This window comes from Rhizobium mesoamericanum STM3625, from assembly GCF_000312665.1.
GTDB lineage: Bacteria > Pseudomonadota > Alphaproteobacteria > Rhizobiales > Rhizobiaceae > Rhizobium > Rhizobium mesoamericanum.
Map to the genome: position 1 here is coordinate 3853186 of NZ_HF536772.1, position 23152 is coordinate 3876337.

19 protein-coding genes are annotated in these 23152 nt (G+C 60.2%); 14 read left to right on the forward strand and 5 right to left on the reverse strand.

Annotation, left to right across the window (positions count from 1 at the left end; genetic code table 11):
- Position 1: 1 nt before the first annotated feature.
- Genes murG through murB form a run of 3 tightly spaced genes read left to right on the forward strand, consistent with a single transcriptional unit; the run spans position 2 to position 3509 of the window.
- On the forward strand, positions 2-1126 hold the full coding sequence (gene murG, locus BN77_RS18740; protein WP_007534778.1) for an undecaprenyldiphospho-muramoylpentapeptide beta-N-acetylglucosaminyltransferase: 1125 nt from the start codon (positions 2-4) through the stop codon (positions 1124-1126).
- Positions 1123-2538, forward strand: coding sequence for a UDP-N-acetylmuramate--L-alanine ligase (gene murC / locus BN77_RS18745; protein ID WP_040677388.1), 1416 nt, complete (start codon positions 1123-1125; stop codon positions 2536-2538). The genes murG and murC overlap by 4 nt, the downstream gene beginning before the upstream one ends.
- Positions 2535-3509, forward strand: coding sequence for a UDP-N-acetylmuramate dehydrogenase (murB, locus tag BN77_RS18750; RefSeq protein WP_007534780.1), 975 nt, complete (start codon positions 2535-2537; stop codon positions 3507-3509). The genes murC and murB overlap by 4 nt, the downstream gene beginning before the upstream one ends.
- Positions 3510-3624: 115 nt before the next feature.
- Here the strand turns inward: murB and BN77_RS18755 are convergent, their stop codons facing one another.
- Positions 3625-4929 carry an MFS transporter gene (locus BN77_RS18755; protein WP_007534781.1) on the reverse strand — a complete coding sequence of 435 codons (1305 nt, stop codon included), beginning with the start codon at positions 4927-4929 and terminating at the stop codon, positions 3625-3627.
- Between the two features lie 530 nt (positions 4930-5459).
- Between BN77_RS18755 and BN77_RS18765 the strand changes: the two genes are divergently transcribed.
- From BN77_RS18765 to ligA, 8 genes are all read left to right on the forward strand, one after another.
- Entirely contained in the window at positions 5460-6386 is a 927-nt protein-coding gene (locus tag BN77_RS18765) for a D-alanine--D-alanine ligase (protein ID WP_007534783.1), read from the forward strand.
- Positions 6374-7306 carry a cell division protein FtsQ/DivIB gene (locus BN77_RS18770; RefSeq protein ID WP_007534784.1) on the forward strand — a complete coding sequence of 311 codons (933 nt, stop codon included), beginning with the start codon at positions 6374-6376 and terminating at the stop codon, positions 7304-7306. Before BN77_RS18765 ends, BN77_RS18770 begins: the two co-directional genes overlap by 13 nt.
- Positions 7303-8634 (forward strand): cell division protein FtsA, encoded by a 1332-nt coding sequence (ftsA, locus tag BN77_RS18775; RefSeq protein WP_007534785.1) that lies wholly within the window; start codon positions 7303-7305, stop codon positions 8632-8634. Before BN77_RS18770 ends, ftsA begins: the two co-directional genes overlap by 4 nt.
- Positions 8635-8691: 57 nt before the next feature.
- Positions 8692-10416 carry a cell division protein FtsZ gene (gene ftsZ / locus BN77_RS18780; RefSeq protein WP_007534786.1) on the forward strand — a complete coding sequence of 575 codons (1725 nt, stop codon included), beginning with the start codon at positions 8692-8694 and terminating at the stop codon, positions 10414-10416.
- A 288-nt stretch (positions 10417-10704) separates the two neighbouring features.
- Positions 10705-11661 (forward strand): UDP-3-O-acyl-N-acetylglucosamine deacetylase, encoded by a 957-nt coding sequence (gene lpxC, locus BN77_RS18785; RefSeq protein ID WP_007534787.1) that lies wholly within the window; start codon positions 10705-10707, stop codon positions 11659-11661.
- A 274-nt stretch (positions 11662-11935) separates the two neighbouring features.
- Positions 11936-12805, forward strand: coding sequence for an outer membrane protein assembly factor BamD (locus BN77_RS18790; protein WP_208856467.1), 870 nt, complete (start codon positions 11936-11938; stop codon positions 12803-12805).
- A gap of 5 nt (positions 12806-12810) precedes the next feature.
- Entirely contained in the window at positions 12811-14484 is a 1674-nt protein-coding gene (gene recN, locus BN77_RS18795) for a DNA repair protein RecN (RefSeq protein ID WP_007534792.1), read from the forward strand.
- Positions 14485-14593: 109 nt separating this feature from the next.
- Complete coding sequence (gene ligA, locus BN77_RS18800; protein WP_007534794.1) at positions 14594-16765, forward strand: NAD-dependent DNA ligase LigA; 2172 nt, start codon at positions 14594-14596, stop codon at positions 16763-16765.
- Between the two features lie 33 nt (positions 16766-16798).
- On the opposite strand, the gene BN77_RS18805 is transcribed toward ligA, so the two are convergent.
- Complete coding sequence (locus tag BN77_RS18805; protein ID WP_007534797.1) at positions 16799-17320, reverse strand: GNAT family N-acetyltransferase; 522 nt, start codon at positions 17318-17320, stop codon at positions 16799-16801.
- 258 nt (positions 17321-17578) lie between these two features.
- Here BN77_RS18805 and BN77_RS18810 point away from each other — a divergent pair, with 258 nt between their 5' ends.
- The 3 genes from BN77_RS18810 (at position 17579) to BN77_RS18820 (ending at position 19711) form a co-directional block, all read left to right on the forward strand.
- Positions 17579-18169 (forward strand): 3'-5' exonuclease, encoded by a 591-nt coding sequence (locus BN77_RS18810; protein WP_040677940.1) that lies wholly within the window; start codon positions 17579-17581, stop codon positions 18167-18169.
- 64 nt (positions 18170-18233) lie between these two features.
- Complete coding sequence (locus BN77_RS18815) at positions 18234-18728, forward strand: CreA family protein (RefSeq protein ID WP_007534801.1); 495 nt, start codon at positions 18234-18236, stop codon at positions 18726-18728.
- 113 nt (positions 18729-18841) lie between these two features.
- Complete coding sequence (locus BN77_RS18820; RefSeq protein ID WP_007534803.1) at positions 18842-19711, forward strand: aldose 1-epimerase family protein; 870 nt, start codon at positions 18842-18844, stop codon at positions 19709-19711.
- Between the two features lie 113 nt (positions 19712-19824).
- On the opposite strand, the gene BN77_RS18825 is transcribed toward BN77_RS18820, so the two are convergent.
- From BN77_RS18825 to BN77_RS18835, 3 genes are all read right to left on the reverse strand, one after another.
- Complete coding sequence (locus tag BN77_RS18825) at positions 19825-20235, reverse strand: GFA family protein (RefSeq protein WP_007534805.1); 411 nt, start codon at positions 20233-20235, stop codon at positions 19825-19827.
- Between the two features lie 210 nt (positions 20236-20445).
- A complete protein-coding gene (locus BN77_RS18830) occupies positions 20446-20913 on the reverse strand; it encodes a chemotaxis protein CheW (protein ID WP_007534808.1) in 468 nt (155 codons plus the stop codon).
- 2 nt (positions 20914-20915) lie between these two features.
- Entirely contained in the window at positions 20916-22880 is a 1965-nt protein-coding gene (locus BN77_RS18835; RefSeq protein WP_007534811.1) for a methyl-accepting chemotaxis protein, read from the reverse strand.
- Positions 22881-23152: the final 272 nt, after the last annotated feature.

Genomic DNA, 23152 nt, shown 5'->3' on the forward strand with positions numbered 1-23152 from the left:
TATGAGCAAAGGCATCGTCCTGCTTGCCGCCGGAGGAACCGGCGGCCACGTGTTTCCTGCGGAGGCTCTGGCCTACAAGCTGAGGGATCGCGGCTATTCCGTGCACCTGGTCACCGATAGTCGTGCGGAGCGTTATGCCGGCAAGTTCCCGGCCGACGAGATTCATGTCGTGCCGTCGGCGACGATCGGGTCCAAGAGCCCGGTCGCTGTCACCCGCTCGCTGTGGACGCTGTGGTCCGGAATGCGGGCTGCCAAGAAGCTTATCGCGCGTCTCAAGCCCGTGGTGGTCGTTGGCTTCGGCGGGTATCCGACCGTACCGCCGCTCATGGCTGCCACGCGCCTTGGCGTGCCGGCGATGATTCATGAGCAGAATGCCGTAATGGGTCGCGCCAACAAGGCGCTGGCGAGCCGTGTTCAAGCAATTGCGGGCGGGTTCCTGCCCGAAGGCGGCGGCCAGTTTCCGGACAAAACGGTGACAACTGGTAATCCGGTGCGCCCCGCAATCATCGAGGCGGCGAAGGTGCCATATTCTTCGTCCAATCCGGGTGAGCCTTTCAATCTCGTCGTCTTCGGCGGTAGCCAGGGAGCGCAATATTTCTCCAAGGCGATGCCAACGGCGATCAGCTTGCTTGAGGACGGGCTTCGCGATCGCCTGCGCATCACGCAGCAGGTGCGCCCGGAAGACATGGGCATGATGAGCACGTGCGTCGCGCAATTGAAGATGGCGGCTGATACCGCGCCGTTCTTCACCGACATGGCCGAGCGACTTGCCGCAGCACATCTCGTTATCTGCCGTTCCGGCGCATCGACGGTTTCGGAGATTTCCGTGATCGGGCGACCGGCTATCCTGGTGCCTTATCCGCATGCTTTGGATCACGATCAGGCGGCGAATGCGGCAGCGCTTGCGGCGACTGGCGGCGCCAAGGTCATTCCCCAGGCCGAGCTTTCACCGGAGAAGATCGCATCGATCCTCACCCATGTGATGAACGATCCGGAAAAGCTCGCCAGGATGGCCGCTGCAGCCAAGCAGGCGGGTAAACCCGATGCTGCGAACTTGCTTGCCGACATGGTAGAGGCTATTGCGGCACGACGTACAATTGCAGAGTTCAAGGGGAAACGCGCATGAAAATGCCGAAGGCCATCGGCCTCGTTCATTTCATTGGCATCGGCGGCATCGGCATGAGCGGCATTGCCGAGGTGCTCCATAATCTCGGACACCGGGTGCAGGGGTCGGATCAGGCCGACAGCGCAAACGTGCAACGCTTGCGCGACAAAGGCATCGAAGTCTTTGTCGGTCACAAGGCGGAGAACCTCGGTGACGCCGAAGTGGTGGTCGTCTCGACCGCGATCAAGAAAAGCAACCCCGAGCTCGTGGCTGCGCGCGAAAAGCTGCTGCCGGTCGTGCGCCGGGCGGAGATGCTTGCCGAATTGATGCGGTTCCGCAACGCGATTGCGATCGGCGGTACGCACGGCAAGACCACCACGACGTCCTTGGTGGCAACGTTGCTCGAAGCGGGTGGCCTCGACCCCACCGTCATCAATGGCGGCATCATCAACGCTTACGGCACCAACGCCCGCATGGGCGAGGGCGAGTGGATGGTGGTGGAAGCCGACGAGTCCGACGGCACGTTCCTGAAGCTTCCCGCCGACGTTGCCGTTATCACCAACATCGACCCTGAACACCTCGACCACTACGGCAACTTCGATGCCGTTCGCGCTGCATTTCGCCAGTTCGTCGAAAACGTGCCGTTCTACGGTTTCGGCGTTCTGTGCCTCGACCATCCGGAAGTCCAGGCGCTGGTTGGCCGCATCGAGGACCGCAAGATCATTACCTATGGCGAAAATCCTCAGGCTGACGTTCGTTTCATGAATGTCCGTGTCGAGGGGCCGCGTTCTATCTTCGACGTCGAGATCCGCCGTCGGCGGACCGGACAGGTCATCAAGCTCGACAATCTCGTGATGCCGATGCCCGGACGTCACAACATCTCCAATGCCACCGCCGCGATCGCGGTTGCCAATCGTCTCGGCATGTCGAGCGAGGACATCGCCAAGGGACTTGCCTCCTTCGGCGGCGTCAAGCGTCGCTTCACGCTGACCGGCGAGTGGAACGGCGTTCAGATATTCGACGACTACGGCCACCATCCGGTCGAGATCAAAGCAGTGCTGCGCGCTGCGCGCGAGGCCTGCAAGGGACGCGTGATCGCGGTCCATCAGCCACACCGATATTCGCGGCTATCAAGCCTCTTTGAGGAGTTTGCGTCCTGCTTCAACGATGCGGACAGCATTTTCCTCGCGCCTGTCTATGCTGCGGGTGAGGAGCCAATTGAAGGCGCGAACTCGGATGCGCTCGTGTCTCGGATCAAGTCTGGCGGTCACCGCGATGCCCGCTTCCTGCCGTCCCCAGAGCTTTTGCCTGAAATGGTCGCAGAGATTGCAAAGCCGGGGGATTTTGTGGTTCTGTTGGGGGCTGGGAGTATCACATACTGGGCGGCAGCGCTGCCCAAGCAATTGGAAAGCCTTTCGGGAATATCTGCATGAAACAGGTGAATGGGGAAAAGCTTCTTGCGTCGCTTGGCGACGGCATAAAGGACATCCGTGGAAGGATCACTCCGGATGCGCCGATGGACCGTGTTACGTGGTTCCACGCCGGCGGTCTGGCCGAGCTGATGTTCCAGCCGCACGATGAGGATGACCTGATCGCTTTCCTCAAGCTTCTGCCGGAAGGGGTTCCGGTGACTGTCGTGGGTGTCGGATCCAACATTTTGGTGCGCGACGGCGGCATTCCCGGGGTTGTCTTGCGGCTTTCTGCGAAGGGCTTCGGTTCTGTCGAGCTTGCTGGGGACAATCGCATCCTTGCCGGTGCAATCTGCCCGGACAAGCATGTCGCAGCCATGGCAATGGATAACGGCATTGGCGGCTTCCACTTCTACTACGGCATCCCCGGCAGCATCGGCGGTGCCGCACGCATGAACGCCGGCGCCAATGGCGCGGAGACGCGCGAACGGGTTGTCGAGGTGAACGCGGTTGACCGTAAGGGAAACAAGCATGTCCTGTCGAACGCCGACATGGGCTATTCCTATCGTCATTCGTCGGTGGCAAATGATCTGATCTTCACATCGGTGCTCTTCGAAGGGTACAACGAGGACCGCGCCAAGATCAGAGCCGAGATGGATGCCGTGCGCAGCCACCGCGAGACGGTCCAGCCGATCCGCGAAAAGACGGGGGGCTCGACCTTCAAAAACCCCGAAGGGCATTCCGCCTGGAAGCTGATTGATGAAGCAGGGTGCCGCGGGCTGGTAATCGGCGGCGCGCAGATGTCCTCGCTCCACTGCAACTTCATGATCAACATGGGGCAAGCGACTGGCTACGATCTCGAATATCTTGGCGAACAGGTCCGTCGTGAGGTCTTCGAAAATTCCGGTATCAAGCTCGAGTGGGAAATCAAGCGTTTCGGCGTCTTCATGCCTGGACGGGAAGTCCGGCCCTTTCAGGGCGTCACCAGCGAATAGCTGGGTGTCGGGAAAGTTCCTCGCCCGAACTACGGAAAATCGCTTTTTGTCTTAGAGACAATAAAGGCCACAAAACCAGGGTTTTGTGGCCTTTAGTTTTCAATGCAAGTTAACGTCAGACTTCGTCTTGGCCCGAGGCCAGGATGCAGATCAGGGTAATGACAGCAGAGAGACCGAGATAGTAGCCGACATACTGCATGCCGAAGTTTGCCTGCAGCCAGGTTGCGATGTAGGGCGCCAGCGATGCGCCGAAAATGCCGGCAAGGTTGAAGGTGATCGAGGCGCCTGTGTAGCGGACTGCAGTCGGGAAGGGCGCGGCAAGAGCCGTGCCGATCAGGCCGTAGGTCATGCCCATCAGCGCCATCGCAACGATCGCGAAGACCACGATGCTGCCTTCACCGCCGGTCATCAGCCCGGGCAGGAAGAACGAGAAGATACCGATCAGCACGGTGGTGATGATCAGCATCTTTCGGCGGCCGAAGCGCTCCGCAAGCTTACCGACGATCGGGATGAAGATGCCGAAGGCGATAGAACCGACGATCTGGATCTCAAGCGCATCGAGGAACGGGATCTTCAGGACCTTGACGTTGTAGGACAGCAGGTAAGCCGAGCCGATGTAGAACAGCACGAAGGTTGCCAGCGCCACGAAGGTGCCGAGGAACAGGCTGCGCTTGTGCTTGCGGAAGAGTACGGCAACCGGGACAGCTACACGCTCCTGCTTGTCGATCGCCTTCTGGAAGGCCGGCGTCTCGGTGATCGAGAGGCGGACCCAGAGACCGATGACGATCAGCAAAATGGACGAGATGAACGGAACGCGCCAGCCCCAGCTCAGAAGCGCATCCTGCGACATGACCTGCAAAAGCAGCCAGAAGATACCCGAAGACAAAAACAGGCCAACCGGGGCGCCGAGCTGCGGGAACATGCCGTACCAGCTGCGCTTGCCTTCTGGCGCATTCTCGGTGGCGAGCAGCACGGCGCCGCCCCATTCGCCGCCAAGGCCAAAACCCTGACCAAAGCGGCAAAGTGCAAGCAGCAGCGGGGCAATGACGCCGATCGATTCGTAGGAGGGCAGAAGGCCGATCACGACCGTCGAAATGCCCATCGTGAGCAGGGCCGCGACGAGCGTCGTCTTGCGCCCGATCCTGTCGCCGAAATGGCCGAAGACCACGGCGCCGAGCGGACGCGCAAAGAAGGCGATCGAGAAGGTTGCAAAAGATGCAAGCAGCGCGGTCGTCGGGTCGCTGTTCGGGAAGAACAGCGTCGGGAAGACCAGTACGGCGGCGGTTGCATAGACGTAGAAATCGAAGAATTCGATCGTGGTGCCGACAAGGCTCGCGATCAGAACGCGCGCCGGCGAGTTGACTTGCGCACTGTTCGATGAAGCGAGCGTCGGCGATACTCTGGTTATCGCGTCTGACATTTTCATTCCAATTGGGATTACAACTGTGCCCCGAGGGCAGGCGGCTCTTAACGCAATTTTAATTCGGCGCAAATGGCCGCCCGGTAATAAACGAAAAAAAGATTAGTAGGCTTTGCATTTTTTTGCCGCTCAACCAGTCTTTGCGCGCGGATCGCGCGATCGGCATCGGTATCAGGGCCTCAGCGAGCGCCCTTGGAGCGTCGGCGACGGGCTGCGAAAGCATTTCAAGTTGTGCTGAGTGGGGCGGCCGATTGGGGAGCGCTTCTTGCGTTATCGTCTGGAAATTTTCGAGCGAAGAAGCCTCGAACTGGCGCAACTTTCGTTGGGGAACCCGCACGGGCATGCGGCTGCCGTTACGGCAATTTGGGTTTGGTCGGGGCGGTCGGCCAAGGCAAAATTAACGAAAGTAAACACTTCATTAACCATAATCAGGCTCTAATACACCTCAATGACAGAACGAGATTCGGCCTGGAAACAAGCTTGGTGCAAGCGTCGAAACTCAATGTGCAGGTTATTTTTTGGGGGTGTTGATGAGTCGCAAGCATGTCGCTGTCCTGATGGGCGGATTTTCCTCGGAGAGGCCGGTCAGCCTTTCTTCCGGGACGGCGTGCGCGGATGCTCTTGAGGCGGAGGGCTTCCAGGTGACGCGGATCGACGTCGATCGTGACGTGTCAGCAAAGCTTGCTGCATTGCGAACCGATGTCGTCTTCAATGCGCTGCATGGCCCTTTTGGCGAGGATGGCACGATCCAGGGCGTCCTTGAGTACCTTGAGATTCCTTACACTCATTCCGGCGTTCTGGCTTCGGCCCTTGCCATGGATAAAGAGAAGGCCAAGGGTGTCGCCGCCGCTGCCGGCATTCCCGTTGCTCAGTCCGAAGTCATCAATCGATTCGCCTTCCCGGCTGAGCATCCGATGAAGCCGCCCTATGTTGTGAAGCCCGTGCGAGAGGGCTCCAGCTTCGGTGTGGTGATCGTTCAGGAGGATCAATCCCATCCTCCGCAGATCATCAGCTCTCCGGAGTGGCGTTATGGCGAACAGGTTCTTGTCGAGCGTTATATCTATGGCCGAGAGCTGACTTGCGGCGTAATGGGCGATCAGGTGCTCGGCGTGACCGAGGTCGTGCCGATGGGGCATGGCTTTTACGACTACGATGCCAAGTACGTCGCCGGTGGATCGAAACACGTCATTCCTGCGGAAATTTCACCGAATATTTACCAAAAAATACAATCATTGGCGTTAAGGGCGCATCAAGCAATTGGTTGCCGTGGCGTCAGTCGCTCCGACTTTCGTTATGACGATCGCTTCTCCGAAGATGGCGAAATCATCTGGCTGGAAATCAATACTCAGCCGGGCATGACGCCAACCTCCCTGGTGCCCGAAATGGCCGGACATGCCGGCTACTCGTTTGGGGAATTTCTCCGTTGGATGGTGGAGGACGCTTCTTGTTCTCGGTGACGGTCAAAAGAATAGGGCGGCCAACTCATCAGTCTGAGCCTTCGTATCCCGAGGGTGATGGTCGACTGGTTCTGCCGCGCCCGTTGCGCCGCGTGGTCCGCTTTCTTGTCAGTCTCGGAAGCGGCCGCATCCATATTCCGGCGCATACCGGAACCGTCTCTGCTTTGGCTTTCTTCGCGGCGACGGGTCTTTACGGCATGTCGCTCGGCGGTCACACAGAGGCGGTTGCGCAGGCGACGACGACGGCTGCTGGATTTGCAATCGATGATGTGAAGGTGTCCGGCAATTCCGAGACCTCCGAAATCGAGATCCTGCAGTTGTTGGGGCTCGACGGTACGACCTCGCTTGTCGCTCTGGACGTCGATGCGGCGCGCCAGAAGATCGCCAAGCTTCCCTGGGTTGAGAACGTCGAAGTTCGAAAGATCTATCCGAAGACGATCGAGGTGAAGCTCAAGGAGCGTCAGGCCTACGCCATCTGGCAGCACGGTCAGGAGCTTTCGCTCGTAGAGAAGGGGGGCTCGGTCATTGCTCCGCTGCGCGACAACAAGTTTTCGCAGTTACCCCTGGTCGTCGGTCGCGGTGCCGAGGTTGCCGCGACCTCGCTTGAGGCCGAGTTTGCAAATTGGCCGGAGATCAAGGCGCGGGTAAAGGCCTACGTCTGGGTTTCGGGTCGTCGCTGGGATCTGCATATGGACAACGGCATTGCGGTCAAACTGCCGGAAGACGATGTCGATCTGGCGTTGGCGCGGCTGTCGAAGCTCATGAAGGAGCAGGATCTTCTGGAGCGCGATATCGCTGCGGTCGATCTCAGACTTACCGACCGCACGGCAATTCAGTTGACGCCGGACGCGATGGCGCGCCGGCAACTTGTACTTGATCAGCGCACCAAGGATTTGAAGAAGGCGGGGCAAAATATATGAGCTTGTTCGGTTCGTCCCATTTCGGATTGCCGCGCCTGAAGCCGCTTTCGTCGAAGCGGTCGCATGTCGTTTCGGTGCTGGACATCGGCTCGACGAAGGTCGTCTGCATGATCGGCCGCCTGACGCCTCGCGAGGAAAGTCAGGTTCTGCCGGGCCGCACCCATAATATTGAAATCATCGGCATCGGCCACCAGCGCTCGCGTGGCATCAAGACCGGTGCGATTTCCGATCTCGATGCCCTGGAGAGCGTGATTCGTCTTGCCGTTGACGCCGCCGAGCGCATGGCCGGCCTGACCGTCGAAAGCCTGATCGTCAACGTTACGGCTGGTCGCTTGACGAGCGACATCTACACCGCAACCATCGATCTTGGTGGCCAGGAAGTCGAACTGAACGACCTCAAGAAGGTCCTGTCGGCCGCCTGCCAGCAGTCGCTGCGACAGGATCGCGCGGTGCTGCATTCGCTGGCGACCGGCTTCTCGCTTGACGGCGAGCGCGGTATTCGCGATCCGCTGTCGATGTATGGTGATGTCCTCGGCGTCGATATGCACGTCGTCACCGCCGAGCGCACCGCGCTGAAGAACCTCGAGCTTAGCGTCAATCGCGCGCATCTCTCGGTCGAGGGCATTGTTGCGACGCCTTACGCTTCAGGCTTGGCCGCTCTCGTCGACGACGAAGTCGAGCTCGGCTGCGCGGCGATCGACATGGGCGGAGGCACGACGACAATTTCCGTCTTCGCAGAGGGTAAGCTGGTGCACACCGATGCCGTCAGCCTCGGTGGTCATCACGTCACCACGGATCTCGCCCGCGGCCTTTCAACCCGTATCGAAGATGCCGAACGCCTGAAGGTCGTTCATGCGTCCGCCATGCCGAATTCCTCGGACGAGCGCGAACTGATTTCGATCCCGCCGATTGGCGAAGACGAACGCGACCTGCCGACGCAGGTGCCGCGCGCTTTGGTATCGCGCATTGTCAGCGCCCGTATCGAGGAAACGATGGAATTGATCCGTGACCGCATCCAGCGCTCGGGCTTTAGCCCGATCGTCGGCAAGCGTGTCGTGCTGACGGGTGGTGCAAGCCAGCTCACCGGCCTTGCCGAAGTTGCGCGCCGCATTCTTGCCCGCAACGTTAGAATCGGCCGTCCGATGGGCGTCTCGGGCCTTCCGACGGCAGCGAAGGGCCCAGCCTTTTCGACCGCCGTCGGTCTGATGATCTATCCCCAGGTCGCGGACCAGGAAACACATGCGTCACAGAGCGGTCTGCTCATGTCGCTTGGAGGAAATAGCAGTCGCTTTGCCCGCATGGGGCAGTGGCTGAAGGAAAGCTTCTGATCATTGAGTGAATTGGCCGGCGTGGCGATGCGGCCATAAAGAGAAGGAACGGTAAACATGACTATCAAGCTGCAAAAGCCGGATATCACTGAGCTTAAGCCGCGTATCACCGTGTTTGGTGTTGGCGGTGGCGGTGGCAACGCTGTCAACAACATGATCTCCGCCGGCCTCCAGGGCGTCGACTTCGTCGTTGCCAACACGGACGCCCAGGCGCTGACGATGACCAAGGCGGAGCGCATCATCCAGCTCGGCGCCAACGTTACCGAAGGTCTCGGTGCTGGTTCGCAGCCGGAAGTCGGGCGCGCAGCTGCTGAAGAGTGCATCGACGAGATCGTCGATCACCTGAACGGAACCCACATGTGCTTCGTCACCGCAGGCATGGGCGGCGGCACCGGCACGGGCGCTGCTCCCGTCGTTGCGCAGGCGGCCCGTAACAAGGGCATCCTGACGGTGGGCGTCGTTACCAAACCGTTCCACTTCGAAGGCGGTCGCCGCATGCGGCTTGCCGAGCAGGGCATCCAGGAACTGCAAAAGTCGGTCGATACGCTGATCGTCATTCCGAACCAGAACCTTTTCCGCATCGCCAACGACAAGACGACCTTTGCCGATGCATTCGCAATGGCTGACCAGGTGCTCTACTCCGGCGTTGCCTGCATTACCGATCTGATGGTGAAGGAAGGTCTCATCAACCTCGACTTCGCCGACGTCCGTTCCGTCATGCGCGAAATGGGCCGTGCAATGATGGGGACCGGCGAAGCATCGGGCCAGGGCCGCGCAATGCAGGCTGCCGAAGCTGCAATCGCCAACCCGCTGCTCGACGAAACCTCGATGAAGGGTGCGCAGGGCCTGCTGATCTCCATCACCGGCGGTCGTGACCTGACGCTCTTCGAAGTCGATGAAGCTGCTACCCGCATCCGCGAAGAAGTCGATCCGGATGCGAACATCATCCTCGGCGCAACCTTCGACGAATCGCTCGAAGGCATCATCCGCGTCTCCGTCGTTGCAACCGGCATCGATCGGGCGATCAACGAAGCTGCTGGCAAGACGTTCCAGCCGGCCGCAAAGCCCGTTATCCGTCCTTCCGCGGCCGTTGCTCCGGCGCCGGCCGCAGCCCAGCCTGCACCCGTCATGCAGCAGGCACCGAAGCCCGTCGACCCGGTAGCCCAGGCAATCCGCGCGGCCGAAGTCGAAATGGAACGCGAGCTGGAGATCCATGCTCCGCGTGCCGCAGCCCCCGTGCAGCAGCCGGCGATGCAGGAGACTTTCCGTCCGCAAAGCAAGATTTTTGCTGCGCCGGAAGCCGCTCCAATCATTCGCCCGGCACCGGTTCAGCAGGCTCCGATGCACGCTCCAGTCATGAGCCAGCCGGTCCAGCAGCCGGTTATTCCTCAGCCGGCGCCTGTTATGCAGCAGCCGATGGCCGCCCAGCAGGCCGTCCGTATGCCGAAGGTTGAGGATTTCCCGCCGGTCGTGCAGGCAGAGATTGACCATCGCTCGCAGCCGGCCGCTCCGTCTCACGCTCACGAGGAGCGTGGTCCGATGGGTCTCCTGAAGCGGATCACCAACTCGCTTGGCCGCCGAGAAGAGGAGGTTGCCCCGGAGATGACGTCCGCTCCGGCAGCCGCCTCGCAGCAGCGCCGGCCGCTTTCTCCTGAGGCAAGCCTTTATGCGCCACGCCGCGGAAACCTCGATGATCAGGGCCGTAGTGTTCCGCAAGCCCGCATGATGCAGGAAGACGATCAGCTCGAAATTCCGGCATTCCTGCGTCGTCAGTCGAACTGAGGCAAGGGACAGAATCGCCACGAGGATGCCCGGGAGCGCGCTCCCGGGCATTGCCGTTTCAGGGCCTGGAATCTGGCGCTAATTGCGCTGTTATTTCAAAGGCATGCTTTCGTAACAATGCGAAAGAAACAGTGATTTGGATTGGAGCCCGGGCGAAAGTATGTATGTGGCCAAGAAACCGTCTTCTTGCGTTTTATGGAGAGGCTTCGACGGAGTGAAATGAACCCTGGCAGATGGTTCGGCATTTTAGCCGCTGTCCGATCACCAGGGATAATAAAGGCAAAATTTATGGTCATTGGCATGTTGGGTTTTCAGACAACGGTATCACGTCCGATCACGCTCTCGGGCATCGGCGTCCATTCCGGTGCTGACGTTTCGATTACCTTCAACCCGGCAGAGGCTGACACTGGCGTCGTCTTCAATCGTATGCATGAGAATGGCGAGGCCTCCGAATATCGTGCCGTGTCTTCGCAGGTTGGCAATACCGATCTCTGCACCGTTCTTGGATTCTCGCCGGCACGCTCGGTCGCGACGATCGAGCATGTCATGGCTGCTGTTTATGCACTCGGTCTCGACAATGTCCTGATCGAAGTTCATGGCGCCGAAATGCCGATCATGGACGGCAGCTCGATGCCGTTTATCGAGGCGATCGAACAGGTTGGCCTGGTATCGCTCGGTGTGAAGCGTCGCTACATTCGCGTCACCAAGCCGGTTCGCATTGAACATGGCGGCTCGTGGAGCGAGTTTAGGCCCTACGAGGGCACGCGCTTCGAAGTCGAGATCGATTTCGACTGCCCGCTGATCGGGCGGCAGAAGTGGGAAGGCGATCTGACGGCTGCGACGTTCAAGTCCGAACTGTCGCGCGCTCGTACCTTCGGCTTCATGCGGGACGTCGAGCGTCTTTGGGCCTCCGGCCATGCGCTTGGTTCGTCTCTTGAGAATTCGGTCGTCATCTCGGACGACAATACCGTTATCAATGTCGAAGGTCTGCGCTATGCCAAGGACGAGTTCGTGCGCCACAAGGCGCTCGATGCCGTTGGCGATCTCGCGCTTGCCGGCGCTCCGTTCATCGGTTGCTATCGTTCCTACCGCGGTGGCCACAAGATGAATGCCAATGCTCTCAAGGCGTTGCTCAGCGACGCGACCGCCTATGAGGTGGTCGAGACGTCCGCGCCGCGTCAGCGCGTTGCTCCCCGGGACTTCATCCGGGTCAACGCACCGGAATTTGCTCCCTGGTCGGCATGACCTCCATCAAATCCTTTAGGCCAGGGCCGCCTCCTTCGGGAGGCGGTTTCTTTATGAGGACGCATTGCCGGTGATTCCCCGATAAATGTTATGCAGCAGATGTTTAGCGGCAACAATTGCCGCTTTCCCGGTGCAAAACCAGTGAATATGGTCCGCGTCGCCACAAAAATGCGTTAATGCATCATCATTGCGTTGCTCTGGCTGCACATTTGTGGCTAGAAACGCCAGCAAGGCGCGGCTGCCGTTGAGGGATGGCGGCGTTGGGATTGTTCCGATGGGTTATGCAGGGTCTGAAAGTATGATGAAGACAGCGCGCGCTTTGTTCGCATCGCTCTTGGTGCTGAGCGCAGGTGCCTTAATTTCCGGATGCCAGTCTGACCCCGATATCGATATCACCAAACTTGGCCTTGAGAACGATCCGCCAGATGTGCTCTACACCCAGGGCCTCGCCAACATGAAGGCCGGTAACATGGCCGAGGCGGCGCGCAAATTCGACGCGATCGACCGCGAGAACCCCTTCTCGGAATGGGCGCGCAAGGCGCTCGTTATGAGCACTTTCGTGAAGTATCGCCAAGGCCGTCTCGACGATGCTCTTGCTTCGGGCAACCGCTATATGGCGCAATATCCGAAGTCGAAGGATGCTCCCTATGTGCAGTATCTGATCGGTCTGACTTATTCGAAGCAGATCGTGGATGTCACCCAGGATCAACGCGCGTCGGCGAAGACCGTGGAGGCCATGCAGGCGGTTATCGACAACTATCCCGATTCCGAATACGTCGATGACGCCCAGGCGAAAATCCGCTTCGCGCGTGACCAGCTGGCCGGCAAGGAAATGCAGGTCGGCCGTTACTATATGGAACGCAAGGAATATCTCGCTGCGATCTCGCGCTTCCGCACGGTCGTCGAGAAGTATCCGAACACCAATCAGATCGAAGAAGCGCTCGCACGCCTCGTCGAAGCCTACTATGCCATGGGCATCGTCGAAGAGGCGCAAACGGCAGCTGCGGTTCTCGGCCACAACTATCCTGACAGTCAGTGGTACGCGGATTCCTTCAAGCTCCTGAAGAGTGGTGGCACCGAGCCGCGTGAAAACCCCGGTTCGTGGATTGCTGCCGCAGGCAAGAAACTCCTGCTCGGTACCTGAGGCCAATGCTGATCCAGCTTTCGATCCGCGATATCGTCCTGATCGAGCGGCTGGATCTCGCCTTTGAGACCGGCCTCTCGGTGCTGACCGGGGAGACCGGCGCTGGCAAATCCATCTTGCTCGATAGCCTTTCGCTCGCCCTTGGCGGGCGCGGAGACGGTGGTCTTGTCCGCCACGGCGAGGACAAGGGGCAGGTAACGGCTGTCTTCGACGTCGGCCCGGATCACGGCGCCCGCAAGCTTTTGCGGGAAAACGGCATCGATGACGATGGCGATCTTATTTTTCGCCGTGTCCAAAACTCCGACGGCCGCACCAAGGCCTATGTCAACGACCAGCCGCTCAGCGTTCAGCTGATGCGCCAGGCGGGACAAATGCTGGTCGAGATTCACGGCCAGCATGATGATCGGGCCCTCGTCGACACCCACGCCCATCGGATCCTGCTCGACGCCTTCGCCGGGGTGAACGAAGAGGCCGCGGCCGTTTCCAATCTCTACCGGATTTGGCGCGATACTGAGCGGACGCTGAAGAAGCAGCGTGAGAAGGTGGAGAATGCTGCTCGCGAGGCGGACTATCTGCGTGCATCCGTCGAGGAGCTGGAAAAGCTATCGCCGCTCGATGGCGAGGAGGACGAACTCGCCGACAGTCGCCAAAAGATGATGAAGGCCGAACGCATAGCCGGCGATATTGCCGAGGCCTCCGAATTCCTGAACGGCAATGCTTCTCCTGTGCCGCATATCGCCTCGCTCGTGCGCAGGCTGGAACGCAAGAGCCACGAGGCTCCGGGCTTGCTCGAAGATACCGTGGCGCTTCTGGACGCTGCTCTCGACCAACTCTCCAATGCCCAGATGGAAGTTGAGGCGGCGCTCAGGAAAACGGAATATGATCCGAAGGAGCTGGAGCGTGTCGAAGAGCGTCTGTTTGCCTTGCGCGCAGCCTCGCGCAAATACGCCGTGCCGGTGACCGAGCTGCCGGCGCTGGCCGTGCGCATGATCAGCGATCTTGCCGAGGTCGACGCAGGTGAGGAAAAGCTTGCCAAGCTCGAATCCGAGGTCGGCGTTGCCAAGGCGAACTACGAGGAAGCGGCGCGTGCGCTTTCCCTGAAGCGTCATCATGCCGGAGACGCCTTGGCTGCTGCCGTCATGGCAGAACTGCCGGCTTTGAAGCTAGAACGCGCGCGTTTCATGGTGGAGATCACCACCAATCCTGAGGATGCGACCTCTGAAGGAATCGACGTGGTGGCGTTCCACGTTCAAACCAATCCCGGCACGCGTCCCGGCTCGATCATGAAGGTGGCATCCGGTGGCGAGCTTTCGCGCTTCCTGCTGGCGCTTAAGGTGGCGCTTGCCGATCGCGGTTCTGCGCCGACACTCGTCTTCGACGAAATCGATACCGGTGTCGGTGGTGCGGTTGCGGATGCGATCGGCCAGCGACTGAAGCGCCTTTCCGAGCGCGTGCAGGTCCTGTCCGTGACACACGCGCCACAGGTTGCAGCGCGTGCGGCGACGCACCTTCTGATCTCTAAGGGGCCCGCCGCCGAAGGGTCCGAGAAGATCGCGACCCGCGTCGCGACGATGGCGCCTGGCGACCGTACCGAAGAAATTGCCCGTATGCTGGCGGGCGCCTCGGTGACGGAAGAGGCGAGGGCTGCTGCTGCCCGGTTGCTGGCCGGGAACGGCTGATTTCTTAATCGCCGAATTGGGGAGAGGCGCCTGACATGACGTCTCACTCTCTTTCAATCCATCCATTTTGCTCTAAAACCGACTCCAGATTCCGTGGAGCGAAAGCCGAATGTCGACCGAAACCATAGCCGTTGATGCCCTCACGATCGAAGATGCCGCTGCCGAACTTGAGCGGCTCGCCAGGGAGATCGCCCGCAACGACGAGCTTTATCACGGCGAGGATCGCCCGGCGATTTCGGACGCCGAATACGACGGGCTGAAACGGCGTAACGATGCGATCGAGGCGCGCTTTCCGGAGCTCATCCGCGAGGACAGTCCGTCGCGGCGCGTCGGTGCCGCGCCTTCGGTGACCTTCGCGCCCGTTATCCATGCGCGGCCGATGCTGTCGCTCGACAATACGTTCTCGCAGGAGGACGTGCAGGACTTCGTGGCGAGCGTCTACCGCTTTCTTGGCCGCATGCCGGACCAGTCGATCGCATTTACGGCGGAGCCGAAGATCGACGGCCTTTCCATGTCGATCCGCTACGAGAATGGCAGGATGGTGAGCGCTGCAACCCGCGGCGACGGCACGACCGGCGAAAACGTGACGGCCAACATTCGCACGATCAAGGAAATTCCCCAGACATTGCCCGCGGGTGTGCCTTCCGTCGTTGAGGTGCGCGGCGAAGTCTATATGGCCAAGAGCGACTTTCTGGCGCTCAACGCGCAGATGGAAGCCGAGGGCAAACAGGTCTACGTCAATCCGCGCAATACGGCAGCCGGATCACTGCGGCAGCTTGACGCCAAGGTGACGGCGAGCCGCAAGCTGAAGTTTTTCGCCTACGCCTGGGGCGAAATGTCGGAACCAAACTCCTTGCCGAAGACGCAATTCGACATGGTGCAAACGTTCAAGCAATGGGGTTTTCCGGTCAACCCGCTCATGAAGCGGCTGAATTCGGTTGCTGATATCCTGGCGCATTACGATGAGATTGGTTTGAAGCGGCCCGACCTCGACTACGACATCGACGGTGTCGTCTACAAGGTAGACAGCCTTGAGCTGCAGGCCCGTCTTGGCTTCCGTTCGCGCAGCCCGCGTTGGGCGACCGCGCATAAGTTCCCGGCCGAACAGGCCTTCACGACGGTCGAGAATATCGACATCCAGGTTGGCCGCACTGGCGCGCTGACGCCGGTCGCGCGCCTGACGCCGATCACTGTCGGCGGCGTGGTCGTTACCAATGCGACACTGCATAACGAGGACTACATCAAGGGCATCGGCAATTCCGGCGAACGCATTCGCGAAGAGGAGCACGATATCCGTATCGGCGATACGGTGATCGTTCAGCGGGCAGGGGATGTTATTCCCCAGGTACTCGACGTGGTGATGGAGAAGCGTCCGGCAGATGCCAGACCTTACGCCTTCCCGAAGACCTGCCCGGTCTGCGGCAGCCATGCCGTGCGCGAGAAGAACGAGAAGACTGGCAAGCTGGATTCCGTCACCCGGTGCACTGGCGGCTTCATTTGCAGGGCGCAGGCGACCGAGCATCTCAAGCACTTTGTCTCCCGTAATGCCTTCGACATCGAGGGGCTTGGATCGAAACAAATCGATTTCTTCTTCGAGAGCGAGGACCCGACGCTGCAGATCCGCACTGCGCCCGACATCTTCACACTGGAGAAGCGGCAGGCGGGTTCGTTGACCAAGCTTGAAAATATCGACGGCTTCGGCAAGGTCAGCGTCGGCAAGCTCTACGCCGCCATCAAGGAGCGCCGCACGATCGCACTCCACCGCTTCATCTATGCGCTCGGCATTCGTCATGTCGGCGAAACAACCGCGAAACTGCTTGCGCGCTCCTATGGCACCTATGACGCCTTCGAGGCGGCGATGAAGGAGGCTGCACCCCTTTCCGGCGATGCCTGGAACGACTTGAACGCTATCGAAGGCATCGGCGAGATTGTCGCGCGCGCCATCGTCGAATTCTACAAGGAGCCACGCAATCTCGCGGTCATCGGGGCGCTGCTCGAAGAACTCGACAACAAGAGCCCCTTACCGGCCGAGCAGCCGGCGACATCCGACAGCCCTGTTGCCGGCAAGACCGTCGTTTTCACCGGCTCGCTGGAAAAATTCTCGCGTGAGGAGGCCAAGGCGCGGGCCGAAAGCCTCGGCGCCAAGGTCGCAGGGTCGGTGTCGAAGAAGACGGATATCGTCGTTGCCGGACCTGGCGCCGGCTCGAAGCTCGACAAGGCGCGCGAACTCGGCGTCCAGACGATGGACGAGGACGAGTGGCTGGCGCTGATTGGCGAGTGAGGCGCAGGCTTTGAACGCCTCATCGACGTTTCCCTACCGCTTGATGCGCGCCATCGCATAGGCGTCGACGCAGCTGCCGGCCCGGAAGGCGTATGCACGAAGGATTCCCTCCTCTTCGAAACCGAACTTTCGGTAAAGGGCGAGGGCGGCCTCGTTGTCGGTGTAAACGGTCAATTCCAGACGCATGATGTTCAGCCAGTTGTCCGCGGCGTCGATGATGGCTGCGAGCAGCGCGCTACCGATGCCGCGGCCGGTAAAGTCGTCATGCACGCCCATACCGATGCTGGCGACATGATTGCGACGGCCCCGATAGCGGGTCATGCCGATGTCGCCCACGATTTGCTCGTCAATGGTTGCGACGAGACGCATCGCGTCCGGATTGCCGTTTTCGATATGGCGGCGGGTCTCTTCAATACTCTGGTAGGGTGGACGCAAGGTACCGGCGCGAAAGCCCGGCAGATTGACCAGCGTTGCCAACGCCTCGGTGTCGGACGAGCGGACGGCTCGGATCAACAGTCCGACAGGTACCTTACTGCGGCTTGGATTTTCCTGCATGCGACTCTCCTTCTAAAGTGAGGAGAGCCGGTTTCCGAACCCTGCTCGCCTCGGCAGGGTTTAACGGATGATGGATTGTTCTAACGCACCATCGCTCCCGCCACGCCCGCAAGGGTGGTCGTCAGCGTAAGCGTCATGGTCATCAACCTGTTCATGCGCGCCATGTTTGGCAATCCGCTTGCGGATGTCAACAGCCGGATTTGCGCGCAGAGGATGGGAAAGCTATGCCAGATCAATGCAACCGAATCGGAAATCTCGTTGAAAACCATCGCCATCGATTTCGAGACAGCGAACGAACAGCGCGGCAGCGCCTGCTCGGTCGGCCTGGCGTGGATCGAGGATGGCAAGGTTGCCCGCGTTGAAGAGCGGCTGATCCGGCCGAAGGAGATGCGCTTCTCTGGCATGAACATCGCCATTCACGGCATTCGGCCCGAGCATGTCGAGGACGCGCCTGAGTTCCCGGAGGTGATGGACGAATTCCACGACGATTTTAAGGGCGCGACAATGATCGCGCACAATGCGGCTTTCGATTTCAGCGTCTGGCGCTCAAGCCTCGATTGCTATCGGCAATCCTATCCGGAACTGACTTATCTCTGCAGCCTGAAGATGGCCCAGCGGATCTGGCCGCATTTTTTGTCGCACAAGCTCAACTTGATCGCCGAGCATCTCGGTCTGCGCTTTGCCCATCACAATGCCGCCGAGGACGCTGCCGTCTGCGCGCATGCGGCGATCGCAATGGCAAAGACAGTCGGAGCGGCAGCGGTAAACGCCATTCCGGCGCTGATCGGCATGAAGCCGGGCAGGTTGACACCGAGCGGATACGAAGCCTGCACCTGCAGGAAGGCATGAGGTCTTCCTTGTAAAGGCATCCGTCGCACTTACCTTAGATGCGGATGAAAATCAGGGAACCATCATGTCCAGGAAAAGCTGCTCAGCACTCGCCGCCGCCTCGCTCATCGGCCTCTGCGCCGGCACGGCGTCGGCCGACCAAGTCGGCAAGGTGGGGGTCGACTGGATCGGCAACGACATCATCATCGATGCGGTGGCTGACCCGCAGGTGAAGGGCGTGACCTGCCACGTCACCTATTTCGACCGAAGCGTCATCGACCGTGTCAAGAACGGCAACTGGTTCGAGGACCCCTCGAACAACTCCATCTCGTGCCGCCAGACGGGACCGATCGAGATCGGTGACATAAATCTGTCGAAGGGCGGCGACGAGGTATTCAAGACAGGCATGTCGCTGGTCTGGAAGAAGCTGGTCGTCAACCGCATCTACGACAAACAGAACGACACGTTAATCTATCTTGCGCACTCGCGCGAACTGACGGACGGCTCGGCCAAGATGGCGGTCTCGACGATCCCCCTATATGGACAGAATGTCACGTGGAAGAACGGCAAGCCGCAATAGCGTTCACGTACGGCAAATCGGTTCGATGACAAACCCGGTGCCAACTGGCGATGGAAATCGGCGGCCGGCGTGGATATGGTTCTGACGCAGGGGATAATCGAAGAGGACGCACGATGCCAAGCCTGACGCGGATCGCCAACCCATATCTGACCGTCGACGTCTCGTCGCTCGGCGCCGAGATGCAGGTGCTCGAGACCAGCGACGGCAGGTCGTGGCTATGGAACGGCGATGCGGCTTTCTGGGGCGGGCGTTCGCCTATCCTATTTCCGATCGTAGGCAAGGCGCCCGATGACGTGCTGACAATCGAGGGCCAGAGCTTTCCGATGGGGCAGCACGGCTTCGCACGTCGATCGGAATTTGTCCTTGCGTTGGCGAGTGCAACGACGTGCCGGTATGAGCTTGCCTCATCGCCCGCGACAATGGCGGTCTTCCCGTTCGACTTCCTGTTGGCGGTGGAGCATACCCTTCAGGGGCGGGCACTGACCGTCGCCGCCGAGGTGACCAATCGCGACCAGCGTGCGATGCCCTTTGGGCTCGGCTTTCATCCCGCCTTCCTCTGGCCATTGCCGGGCGCGGCCGGGCAGGATCACGTCATAACGCTCGACAATCGGGGCGAACCCGGTTTGGTGCGATTGGACAGTGGGCTGATTTCGCCCACCAAGCTGGCATCACCGTTCAAGGCAGGACGGCTTGCGCTTAACCACGGCCTGTTTGAGCAGGATGCCATGATCTTTCCGGAGGACGCTGGCAAGGGGCTGCGCTACGGCGTCGAGGGCGGCCCAACGATGCATTTCAGTTTTGAGAACCTGCCCAATCTGGCGCTCTGGCAAAAACCGGGTGCGCCGTTCATCTGCATCGAACCCTGGCATGGGACGGCCGCTGAAAAGAACGGTCCGAGGGAGCTTGCAGAGCGACCATACAGTCTGACATTGCCTCCAGGCGAGATGGGCCGCTTCGCATTCACGGTCGAGATCTTCGCGTAGCTCGATCGCCGCATCAGCCTGCGACCTCGACCATGCCGCTCGATGGCCACCACGCGGCATGAACGGCAAGCCGAATGGCAGCGCGGCTCTTCGAGCTAGGCGCGGCTCTCAAGCTATGCGCGGCTCTTGGGATGGGCGGGCAGGTCGTCGCAGATGAGATCCCAGGAGACCTTTTCGGATGTCCAGACGTGAAACGTCGGGTGATAGGCATCCGGCTCGTCGAGGCTGACGGTCATGATGTCGATCAAATCCGGGTCGGCATCGTTCTGGTAGCTGAGCGGAGAGCCGCATGAGCCGCAGAACGTACGCACGACGCCCTTCGAAGAGGCGAAGGCCCGCGGGGCCCCCTGTTCGTAGACCAGCGCTCGCACCGGAAAGGTGACGAAGGGAAGCGTCGGAGCCGAAGCAACCTTTCGGCAGGTCTGGCAATGGCAAATGCCGCTCGCCAATGGTGCCTCATCAATTCTGTAACGGATCGCGCCACAGCCACATCCTCCGGCGTGACGGGTCTTCGCCTCGCTCATCCTGCGTACCCCCGTTTTCCTTCTGACGATCATCCGTACACCCCGATCAGCTTTGTGTACTCGGCCAAACCTCGCGCGGGACGGTGGAGTGTGCACATATCCCGCAATACGGCCCTAAGAATGGCCATAGATAAAAAAACCGCGCGCTACGGTTCGGTGCGAGCGGTCCAGAAGTCTCAATGGCGGGCTCTGTAGAGCCCGCAGCCGCGATCAAGCAGCTTGCGCCAGCTCGTCAGCGATCACCGTGTCGAGGTTCAGGAAGCAGACCATCGTCTTTTCGAGAGCCACGATGCCGCGGCAGAAGGCGCGCTGGGCTTCCGGGATGATTTCCGGAGCAGGCTGCAGGTCTTCGCTCTTGATGGTCATCATGTCGGAAACCTGCTCGACCAGCAGGCCGACGAGCTTGCCGGCGATGTCCGTCACGATGATGGCGGAGCGCTCGGATGGCTCGGTCATTTTCATGCCGAGGCGGCAGGCCATGTCGATAACCGGGATCACTGCGCCGCGCAGGTTGATGAGGCCAAGCACGTAAGGCGGCGTGTGCGGCATCGGCGTTACCGGCGCCCAACCGCGGATTTCGCGGATCGCCATGATGTCGATGCAGAATTCCTGCTCGCCGAGATGGAAGGAGACGATCTCGAGATGCGAGCCGGTCTGGTTGATGATGGTGTTGTTCATGATCAGAATTCTTCCCAGTTGTCTCCGGCCGGTGCGGCCATGGCTCTGGCGGTTGCGCCGCCGCTGAATGCGCCCGCGACCTTGCCGATCAGGCCTCGCGCGGGAGATGGTTTCGGATGCGAGACTGCGGTGGCTTCCCGCGGCGTGGAACGGGCATTCATGCCCTCGCCGATCTTGAACGTATCGATCAGCTGGATCAGGCTGTCGGCATCGATGGCGAGCGCGTGGCTTGCGGCGTTCGTTTCTTCCACCATGGCCGCATTCTTCTGCGTGACCTGGTCCATCTGGCTGATGGCGGTATTGATTTCGTTCAGTCCAGTAGATTGTTCGCGCGCAGAGGTTACGATTGATTTAACATGCTCGTCGATGCGCAAAACATCTTCGCCGATCTGGCGCAACGCTTCACCGGCTGCCGTCACCAGCTCACCGCCTGCCTTCACCTCAGCCCCCGATTTTCCAATCAAGGCCTTGATATCCTTGGCAGCACCAGCCGCACGACCGGCGAGTTCACGCACTTCCTGCGCAACGACGGCAAAACCCTTGCCGGCCTCGCCCGCACGTGCCGCTTCGACGCCTGCGTTGAGGGCGAGGAGATTGGTCTGGAAGGCGATCTCGTCGATGACGTTGATGATCGTTCCGATCTCGCGCGAGGCGGTGGCGATTCGCTCCATGGCGGCCATGGCATCGGTGACGACGATATCTGATTTTGCGGTATTCTGTCGGGTATGGGCAACCATGTGGCCGACTTCCTCGGCGCGATTGGTGGCGTTGCGAACCGTTGCAGTGATCTGATCGAGTGCGGCGGAGGTTTCTTCCAGCGATGCCGCTTGCTGTTCCGTGCGCTTTGCCAGGTCGTCTGCAGCCGAGCGCATCTGTTGACTGTGCGCCTGTATGGAGACGCCATTCTTGGAGATGCCGGCCATCGTCTGACGGAGCGTTGCCGTGGTCAGGTTGAAGTCGGCGCGCAGGCGCTCCAGTTCCGGCTTGAACGGCTGATTGATGGTGACTGTCACATCTCCACCGGCGAGCCGCACAAGGCCCTGGCCCAGTGCACTTACCGCACTGTTGAGTGCTTCGGTATCGGCCAGCTTTGCCGCCTCCCGGCCCCGGCGCTCGGCATCGCTCTGTTGGCGTTCGCTTTCGCTGCGCGCCTGGAACTCCTGCTTCTCGATTGCGGCAAGGCGGAAGCTCTCCGCCGCGCGTGCCATGTCGCCGATCTCGTCGCCACGATCGGTGGCAGGAACATGGTGGTCGAGGTCGCCACTCATGATGGCGTGCATGCTCCTGCGCACACCCTCGATGCCGCGCCGGATGGCGCCGCCATGAACATATTGCAGGGCTGCCATTGTCAGGATGGCCAGGATGCCAAGTGCGAGCTGGATCTCAATCGCCCGTTGGGAAATGGCGTTGGCGTCGTCGATACGGTTCTTTGCGAGTTCGCCGCCTTCGCGCGCGAGCGTGTCCAATGTCGCGCCGACCTTGTCGCCGCCAGCGTCGATGACGTCATCGAGCTTGTCGAATTCACCATCAGACGCGCCGGATTCGACGGCAGCCTTCAGGTCTTCGACGATACTCTTCCCCAGAGCCGCCACGTCCGCATCGTAAGTGGACAGCAGGCTTCCCGCGTTCAGCTCCTCTCCCAGTCGATGCATCTCCTTAGAGCTACCCTGCAATGCGTTAATCGCATCGTTCATCAGTTTCAGGCGTTCGGCCTTGACGCTGTGATTGCCGCGATCGACGATGGTGTCCATGGCGGCGAGAATGAGAGTGAGGTTTGCCGCGCGCATCTCATTGATGCGATCGACACTGGCCTGGATCTCGTTGGCGTGCCTGAGACCGGCGTCGGCGCTCGAATTCTGGTACCAGCCGACAGCCAGCATCGAGCCGAAGCCAATAAACGCCGCGCCTGCAAGAGTTCCAAGCCTCTGGCCAACGGACAGGCTCTTGCGCACTTTCATATCAGTCATGTGACGATTATCCCCCTCCGCGATGAGACGCGGCATGTACCTTGCGCTCATGCGGATAGCCGGGGTGGAGATACCAGGCAGACGTCATGTCATGAGAGCAGCTAGCGCTCTATCCAGGGCTAAATTTAGATGCGTTTTTTTAAGTATTTGCTAACCCTCAAAGATTGCATGTTGCGTTTTGTTACACCAAGCATTGGTGGTGGTTCCCATCTGATTGGGCTTTCCCGCGTTCCGGTGGGGCAATCCGTCGCCGCCGGCAAACATCTTGTTGA

Excerpts from the sequence above, each read along its gene's own strand:
- BN77_RS18815 (WP_007534801.1), top strand. The coding sequence starts at position 18,234 with ATGTCCAGGAAAAGCTGCTCAGCACTCGCCGCCGCCTCGCTCATCGGC.
- murG (WP_007534778.1), top strand. The coding sequence starts at position 2 with ATGAGCAAAGGCATCGTCCTGCTTGCCGCCGGAGGAACCGGCGGCCAC.
- BN77_RS18835 (WP_007534811.1), bottom strand. The coding sequence starts at position 22,880 with ATGACTGATATGAAAGTGCGCAAGAGCCTGTCCGTTGGCCAGAGGCTT.
- BN77_RS18790 (WP_208856467.1), top strand. The coding sequence starts at position 11,936 with ATGGGTTATGCAGGGTCTGAAAGTATGATGAAGACAGCGCGCGCTTTG.
- BN77_RS18805 (WP_007534797.1), bottom strand. The coding sequence starts at position 17,320 with ATGCAGGAAAATCCAAGCCGCAGTAAGGTACCTGTCGGACTGTTGATC.
- ftsA (WP_007534785.1), top strand. The coding sequence starts at position 7,303 with ATGAGCTTGTTCGGTTCGTCCCATTTCGGATTGCCGCGCCTGAAGCCG.
- BN77_RS18830 (WP_007534808.1), bottom strand. The coding sequence starts at position 20,913 with ATGAACAACACCATCATCAACCAGACCGGCTCGCATCTCGAGATCGTC.
- BN77_RS18820 (WP_007534803.1), top strand. The coding sequence starts at position 18,842 with ATGCCAAGCCTGACGCGGATCGCCAACCCATATCTGACCGTCGACGTC.
- lpxC (WP_007534787.1), top strand. The coding sequence starts at position 10,705 with ATGGTCATTGGCATGTTGGGTTTTCAGACAACGGTATCACGTCCGATC.
- recN (WP_007534792.1), top strand. The coding sequence starts at position 12,811 with ATGCTGATCCAGCTTTCGATCCGCGATATCGTCCTGATCGAGCGGCTG.
- murB (WP_007534780.1), top strand. The coding sequence starts at position 2,535 with ATGAAACAGGTGAATGGGGAAAAGCTTCTTGCGTCGCTTGGCGACGGC.
- murC (WP_040677388.1), top strand. The coding sequence starts at position 1,123 with ATGAAAATGCCGAAGGCCATCGGCCTCGTTCATTTCATTGGCATCGGC.
- ligA (WP_007534794.1), top strand. The coding sequence starts at position 14,594 with ATGTCGACCGAAACCATAGCCGTTGATGCCCTCACGATCGAAGATGCC.
- BN77_RS18765 (WP_007534783.1), top strand. The coding sequence starts at position 5,460 with ATGAGTCGCAAGCATGTCGCTGTCCTGATGGGCGGATTTTCCTCGGAG.
- ftsZ (WP_007534786.1), top strand. The coding sequence starts at position 8,692 with ATGACTATCAAGCTGCAAAAGCCGGATATCACTGAGCTTAAGCCGCGT.
- BN77_RS18755 (WP_007534781.1), bottom strand. The coding sequence starts at position 4,929 with ATGTCAGACGCGATAACCAGAGTATCGCCGACGCTCGCTTCATCGAAC.
- BN77_RS18825 (WP_007534805.1), bottom strand. The coding sequence starts at position 20,235 with ATGAGCGAGGCGAAGACCCGTCACGCCGGAGGATGTGGCTGTGGCGCG.